The sequence below is a fragment of the Burkholderia sp. WSM2230 genome, from assembly GCF_000472445.1.
In the GTDB taxonomy this organism is placed as follows: Bacteria; Pseudomonadota; Gammaproteobacteria; order Burkholderiales; family Burkholderiaceae; genus Paraburkholderia.
The window spans coordinates 1-1,195 of record NZ_AXAJ01000033.1 but is presented as its reverse complement, the minus strand read 5'-3'; the positions used below and the strand labels follow the sequence as shown (position 1 = coordinate 1,195).

General features: G+C 65.3%; 1 protein-coding gene. It reads right to left on the bottom strand.

From position 1 onward, the window contains the following. Positions 1-1,195: condensation domain-containing protein (locus A3AC_RS29640; RefSeq protein WP_198018041.1), on the bottom strand; the 1,195-nt coding region annotated here is incomplete at both ends.

Sequence of the window (1,195 nt, the reverse complement as noted above, 5' to 3'; positions counted from 1 at the left end):
TGTCGTTGGTGTTGCTGGTGTCGTTGGTGTTGCTGGTGTCGTTGGTGTTGCTTGTGTTGCTGGCCGCGCCGATCTCGCGTGCGCGCGGCAGATCGAGCACGCGGATCGCGCTGCGGCTCTTTGCATCGATGCGCTGAAACGCAATGCCCTCCACTTCGTCGAAACGCATCCGCAATGCCGGATGCCGTTGGACCAGCGCGTCGAACGCGGCACGCAGCGCATCGACATCGAGGCGACCATCGAAACGCAGCGCACCGTTCACGTGGTACGCCGCGCTTTGCGGGTCGAGCTTCCACAGGAACCACAAGCTTTGCTGCGACGGGGTGAGTGGGATCGACGCGCTCGGGTCGCGTTGAGCGGATGCGTCGGTGTATGGGTGTTGGATGGTGTGTGCTTGCTGTGCTTGCTCAGCTTGCTGTGCTTGCTCAGCTTGCTCCGTTAGCCCTGCTTGTCGTGCGTGTGTGGCCTGGCTGTCTTCCGTGGCTTGCGCTCGTTGCACAACCTGCCCTGTCTGTCCGACGCATGCCACCTGTGTAGAACGCACGGCTTGCGCATCATCCGGGCTAGTGCTGTCAGCAAAGCGAACAGCAGCACCCGCGGCGTCAGACGCCGACGCAAGCTGACAGTCGTTGGCGAACCGCGCGCCGCGCAGCAGCGTCGCAAACTCGTCGAGCCGTGGATGTTCGAACACCGCGCGCAATCCCGGCGCCTCGCCGAAGGCCGTCCGCACCGCCGAAACGACGCGGACCGCCAGCAGCGAATGCCCGCCGAGCAGGAAGAAATCGTCGAGTGCGCCGACGCGCTCGACTCCAAGCACCTGTTGCCAGATCGTTGCAAGCCGCGCTTCCGTTTCGTCGCGCGGGGCCACGTAAGCCGCGCGACCCGCGGCATTCGCGACCGCTTCCGGCGCAGGCAACGCGCGGCGATCGAGCTTGCCGTTTGGCGTCAGAGGAAAGCGAGTGAGTTCGACGTATGAGGACGGCACCATATGCGCCGGCAGACGCGCGGCGAGCCACGCCTGCCAGCGCGCGACATCGCCGGTATACGGTTCACCGCGCGGCACCACGTAGGCGACGAGACGCCGGTCACTGTCGCTTGCATTTGCATTCGGGTTTGCGCCGCCCGACACCAGCACTGCCGCGTCACGCACTTCGGGGTGCGCGAGCAGCGCTGCCTGGATCTCTCCCAGTTCGAT